Genomic DNA, 6,000 nt, shown 5'->3' on the forward strand with positions numbered 1-6,000 from the left:
TGTTGAAATATAAATTTCACGGAGAGACACCTGCGGGAAGGGCATGCCAAGATGAATCGGGTTGTCTGTGAAGGGGGATGGAACACCCGTAGAGGGATAGGTATGAAAAACAATAAAAACAACGGACCCAATAACTTTTTTTAATAAAACCTATAGAATAGAAAAAAACCGTCCGCTCATTTTAACCTGCGGACGGCTTACTCTTTCATTTAATCGTGCTTAACATTCAAAATCGATTGCCATTGTATCCTCTAAGCCAACTTCTTTCATATAGGAAACGACAGCCTGATGTTCTTTCGATGGTCCGTAAAAATCCAAATCTTCTTTTGATGGAAAACGAACGGTCAACGCCATGCTGTAGCCTTTGCCGCGTGTGGAAAAATTCTGACCTGCCTGGATATCGAGAATATTCGGCAATTCGTGTTTCAGGTGGACAAGGCGTCGCGCACCTTCCTGCTTCTGTTCTTTGGTTGTTTTTTCGCTGAACTTGAAAAAGACAATGTGTTCAATCATCGTTTTCTAGCCTCCGGTTCTTAATATTCCCCACCACTATACCATTTTTTGAGAAGGGTGTCCGCTGTATCGGTGTTTCGCCGCTCTCTTCAACCCCATCGTTTTCAAAACGCGCATCACTATGAATAAAACGGAGCAACTCTACAGAACTTTGATAGCGTCCCATTGGTGTAATCAAATAGATGCCTCGAAAACAATCCATTGCAGTCGTTATTAATTCACGGGCAATTGCCAAGCCTTCCTCACGTTCTCTATCCTCATTCTTTGCCTGTGCCATTCGCTGCAAGACGGAATCAGGAAGACGGATACCCGGCACTTCATTGTGGAGAAATTCAGCGTTTTTTGACGAAGTCATCGGCATAATACCGATATGAATCGGCACCGGGATATCACGGGTTGCTTCGCTTATTTCGCGGATGCGTTCCGGATCAAATACAGGCTGTGTAATAAAATAATCAGCCCCGCACGCAATTTTGCGTTTCATACGCTGAATCGCCCGGTCTAAATTGCGAACGTTCGGATTAAAAGCGGCAGCGACACGGAAATGTGTCGGCTGTTTTAAGCTCTTTCCAGAGTAAGAGATGCCTCGGTTAAACTTTTTTATCAGCTCGATCAGCTGCATCGACGATACATCGTACACAGAGGTTGCCCCAGGAAAATCACCAATTTTTGTCGGATCACCAGTGACAACAAGCACATCATGCAGACCGAGCACATCCATGCCCATAAGATGTGACTGTAACCCAATCAAATTGCGGTCGCGGCATGTTAAATGAATCAGCGGCGGCAGATGATACCGCTCCTTGACGAGACGCGCCATAGCTGTGTTGCTGATTCGCGGCGAAGCCAGTGAATTGTCCGCCATCGTTATCGCATCGGCTCCAGCTCGTTTTAATGCTTCGACTCCTTTAAAAAAAGACGACGTATTCAAATGTCGCGGTGTATCAAATTCAACAAATACAGAGCGTCCGGTCTTAACCTTTTTAAACAATGTCGTTTCGGGATGAACTACCGGTCGAATAACGATCGTCTGTTGTTTGACCGGTTGCTTGCTTTGCAGCGGTTCTAGATCAGAAACACCTTCTTTGAACGCTTTGATCTGTATCGGTGTTGTTCCACAGCATCCGCCCAGTAGACGCACGCCCTCGTTACGGAATTCAGTCGCGTATTTTTTAAAATAACTAGGTTCGTTTTCATAAAACAATTTGCCTTCGCGATAATCAGGCAGACTACTATTCGGATAGGCAGACAGGAACGCCCTTTTCGGAAGTGGGATGCCCTTTAGCGCCTGAATCATATGAAAGGGCCCGAGGCGGCAATTTGTGCCAACGATATCCGCACCGAGATCTTCCAGGTTGCTCAGCGCACGCGCGAGTGGCAGACCATTCATCAACACACCGGGCTCCTGCATCGACACATGGGTGATGATCGGCCGATCGGTCATTTGCCGTGCAATCTTTAGCACTTCACGTAATTCATCAAAATCATAATAGGTTTCAAGTAGCAGGCCATCAACACCCGCGTCAAGAAGCACTGACGCCTGCTCAACGAATACTTCCTTTATTTCTTTAAGCGGTGCAGCCTGCTTCTGAAAACCACGGAGACCACCAATGGTACCAACCACGTAAATGTCTTCTTTTGCTGCTTTCTGAGCCAATGCCACTGCCGCGCGGTTAAATCGCTCCACGTCGTTTTCCAGTCCGTAACGAGCCAGCTTCACACGGTTTGCCCCGTATGTGTTAGTCTGAATCAAGTCTGCTCCCGCGTGAATATAGGCCTCATGCACATGAACAATTTCTTCCGCATGCGAGAGATTGAGTTCTTCGAAACATCGATCAATTCCATAGGAATAGAGTAGTGTTCCCATCGCTCCGTCACCAATCAGAATTCGTTTCTTCATCTCTTCCAAAATAGGTGCACGCATCTGCAGTTCTTCCCCCTTTGGCTTTCGTTAATCTCTGCAAAACAAATGCTATTCTATCTATTGTGGCGTCAGAAGAACGAAAAAAGGCTTTCTTCAGTTAAGAAGAAAGCCTCTTGGTTCAGGGTTCTTCTTATCCCTCAAGCAGATCTTCTGCTTGCTGGAATTAGCACCTTACCGCTTTTTCCATAGCGGCGGTTGCTGAAGTGTCATCGGGCCAGTCCCTCGGCTTCTCTAGATAAGAATATATTCGATTCGTCTGTTTAATTGGTAAATATTTTATCGCAGCTTTAGATCTTTTTCAAGCATTTTCTTTCTTATGCGTTGCTGCAGCATGCTGATCCATTTCATCAGTCTTTCCCCATGTTTGTACGATGAAGGCATCGCGGCCAGACTCACTTCGTTCCTGCTGATATCGCTGCGGATGTTTCTGATAGAATTTCTGGTGTTCCTCTTCTGCTGGATAAAAAGGTGCCGCCGGCAAAAGACGCGTGACGATTGGTTGATTGAAGCGTCCGCTCGCTTCCAGACGCGCGCGTGACTGTTCCGCGAGCCGGCGCTGCGTGTCATCGTGAAAAAAAACAGCTGTTCGATAATTGGACCCTCGATCGAAGAATTGTCCGCCATCATCGGTCGGATCCACCTGCGTCCAATAGAGTTCCAGCAATTGTTCATAGGGGAAAATTTCAGGATCATATTGAATTTGAATAGCTTCCATATGACCGGTTTTCCCCGATTTGACCTGCTCATAAGTCGGGTTGGCGATGGTTCCGCCTGTATAACCAGAGATAACGCTGTGAATACCCGGCAGCGTGTCAAAAGGCTTAACCATGCACCAAAAGCAGCCTCCCGCGAAAGTAGCTGTTTGTAATTGTTCGTTCGGCATTTTCTATTCCTCCGATTCAGGTGCCTGAAGCGACGCCTCTTTCTTAAGCAGCGGCAGACGGACGATAAAAGACGTCCCTTTCCCCATCTCGCTTTTTGCTTCGATTTTACCACGATGCATGCCGACAATCCACTGAGCAATAGACAGTCCAAGTCCTGTTCCCTTTCCACTGCTTCGCGAGATATCGGCCTGATAAAAGCGTTCAAATATATGCGGCAAATCCTTAGCACTGATCCCTTGACCACTGTCCGCTACCGTCAGGCAGGCATATTTTGTTTCACGCCAGCAACTGACCGAAACCGTTCCGCCTTCTTTTGTGAATTTCATGGCATTATCGAGCAGAATCACAAGCAACTGATGCACACGTTGTTCATCGCCTGAAATCATCAAGGGTTGCTGATCAAGTTCAATTTTGAAATTTTTCTCCTCGAACGCCGCCATTTCAGTAAACGGTTCTGTAACTTTGCGTATTAGTTTTTTTAAGTCAAGCGGGGCGAGCAGAACTTCAAGCCGATTCGCGTCAGAGCGGGCGAGCGTCAGCAAACTACCGACTAATTTGGAGAGACGCCGTGTCTCTTCCAACATAACTGCAATGTCTTCGCCTGTGTCTTGGATCTGCCTTTTTGGCTGGCGCAGCAACCCCTCGATTTTCAATTGGATAATAGACAACGGGGTCCGCAACTCATGTGAGGCGTCAGCAACAAACCGGCTTTGTTTCTCCCATGCTTTTTCGATCGGTCGCAGCGACCGTTTAGCAAGAAAATAACCAGCAAGCACGCAGACAACAGCGCCTAAAGCAATACCCGTTAGGATGATCAGCAACAATTCATGTAGCATTTTCTTCTCTGTCGTCACATCCATAATCACGCTGACTTGATACATTTTGCCATTAACCCGCGTTTTTTTGTCAATAATATGAAAGGCATAATCGCCGATGGTTTTCTCGACAATTTGATTGTCTTGCTGGATTTTGAGCAAGCGGAACGACGTATTGACTGCCTTCACTGAATATTGGCCATCAAGGCTTGAGACGACCTTCTTACCTTTTGAATCATAAATGATCCAATTCAAGAGGGCGCCTGGGCCATGCTGTGGACCAGCATCGGGCTCTCTGAGCAACGCCAGCGAACGGCTCCAAACCGCTTTGGGTGTATTTTCCATAAAATGGATCTTCTCAACCACGCTCTTCTGGAGCATACGATTGCTGTCATGAAAGGTGCGTCCTTGTTCGTAACCATAAATCATAGCGCCAAAAATACTGATCAATAAGATCAGCAAGACCGCGTAAAGCAATGTTAAACGGATGAATGTTTTTCTAAACACGTGTTTCACTCACCTGCCGAAAGCATATAGCCGATGCCGCGAACTGTCCGAATATCTGCGTCATAGCCAAATGCCTTCAATTTTCGCCGTAGTTGATGAATATAGACCTCGACGATTCCAACTGTTGTTTCAGAATCAAAACCCCAGATTCGATCGAAGATCTGCTCACGCGTCAGAATCTGCTCTTTATTTTGAATTAAAAATTCGAATAGCTCGTATTGTTTGCTTGTGAGGACGAGTTCTGTTCCGTTAACCGTCACTTCTCGCCGCTTATTGTCCATCTCAATTTCCCTGTAGCGCAGCGTTTGATTAAGCGTCATCGGTGAGCTGCGGCGCAGAATGGCGGCAACCCTTGCCTTTAATTCCTGTTTTTGAAAAGGTTTCACTAGATAATCATCGCCGCCAAGATTTAAGCCACGAACCCGATCGGCGACCGCGTCACGAGCCGTCAGAAAAATAATTGGTGTCGCTACGCCTTTGGCACGTAGCCGGCGGGTCATCTCAAAGCCATCCATGCCTGGCAACATGACATCAAGTACAATTGCGTCATAAATATTCTGTTCAGCAAGATAGAGTCCGTCGTCACCGTTGTCGGCAGCGTCCACGTGATAGTCTTCCGCGAGAAGCCGAACGATTTCTTCTAAAAGAGGGCGATTATCTTCAACTGCCAATAGCTTCATTGCCTGCACCTTCTTATTTCACCGATACCGCTTTTGAAGAGCGGAAATACGGCAAAGCATCAATTTTTAATTATTTTAACGCATATTTATTAAAAGTTGCTTAAGTAATCTTCACGAGGTGCCCATCCCTCCATGAATCGATACATAATTATATTATTAGAAAAACTTGATGAAGCCAAGTCTGTTTTGTAACATTACGCTTCGGCTGCTCGCTTGCCGCGGGCGATCCGTGAGCCTCCTCAAACAAACTGGGATCTGCGGGGTCTCACTTGGCTCGCTGTTCCCGCAGGCGTCTCGCGCCTCCGTTCCATGTTTTTTACAAAAACTTATACATGCCCTTATTCATCAGAAAAGCTTGGCTTGCCAAGTCTTTTTGCAACAATAAGTGCTCCGGCTGCTCGCTTGCCGCGGGCGCCGCGCGTCTCCTCAAACAAACTGGGATCTGCGGGGTCTCACTTGGCTCGCTGTTCCCGCAGGCGTCTCGCGCCTCCGCTCCATGTTTTTTACAAAAACTTATACATGCCCTTATTCATCAGAAAAGCTTGGCTTGCCAAGTCTTTTTGCAACAATAAGTGCTCCGGTTGCTCGCTTGCCGCGGGCGCCGCGCGTCTCCTCAAACAAACTGGGATCTGCGGGGTCTCACTTGGCTCGCTGTTCCCGCAGGCGTCTCGCGCCTC

At 47.1% G+C, this 6,000-nt stretch carries 5 protein-coding genes and 1 riboswitch; all 5 genes read right to left on the bottom strand.

Features of this window, described 5'->3' with window-relative positions; translation table 11 throughout:
• Positions 1 to 219 precede the first annotated feature (219 nt).
• On the bottom strand, positions 220 to 513 hold the full coding sequence (locus JOC27_RS11830) for a Dabb family protein (RefSeq protein ID WP_205007499.1): 294 nt from the start codon (positions 511 to 513) through the stop codon (positions 220 to 222).
• Complete coding sequence (locus JOC27_RS11835; protein WP_205007500.1) at positions 506 to 2,437, bottom strand: bifunctional homocysteine S-methyltransferase/methylenetetrahydrofolate reductase; 1,932 nt, start codon at positions 2,435 to 2,437, stop codon at positions 506 to 508. Before JOC27_RS11835 ends, JOC27_RS11830 begins: the two co-directional genes overlap by 8 nt.
• Before the next feature lie 127 nt (positions 2,438 to 2,564).
• Positions 2,565 to 2,679, bottom strand: a riboswitch (SAM riboswitch).
• A 56-nt stretch (positions 2,680 to 2,735) separates the two neighbouring features.
• The gene (gene msrA, locus JOC27_RS11840; protein ID WP_205007501.1) at positions 2,736 to 3,320 is read right to left on the bottom strand and encodes a peptide-methionine (S)-S-oxide reductase MsrA; all 585 of its coding nucleotides are present in this window, start codon (positions 3,318 to 3,320) and stop codon (positions 2,736 to 2,738) included.
• A gap of 3 nt (positions 3,321 to 3,323) precedes the next feature.
• The gene (locus JOC27_RS13620) at positions 3,324 to 4,643 is read right to left on the bottom strand and encodes an ATP-binding protein (RefSeq protein WP_205007502.1); all 1,320 of its coding nucleotides are present in this window, start codon (positions 4,641 to 4,643) and stop codon (positions 3,324 to 3,326) included.
• A gap of 5 nt (positions 4,644 to 4,648) precedes the next feature.
• A complete protein-coding gene (locus JOC27_RS11850) occupies positions 4,649 to 5,323 on the bottom strand; it encodes a response regulator transcription factor (protein ID WP_205007503.1) in 675 nt (224 codons plus the stop codon).
• Positions 5,324 to 6,000: the final 677 nt, after the last annotated feature.

The sequence above is a fragment of the Sporolactobacillus spathodeae genome (assembly GCF_016908935.1).
Classification (GTDB): domain Bacteria; phylum Bacillota; class Bacilli; order Bacillales; family Sporolactobacillaceae; genus Sporolactobacillus; species Sporolactobacillus spathodeae.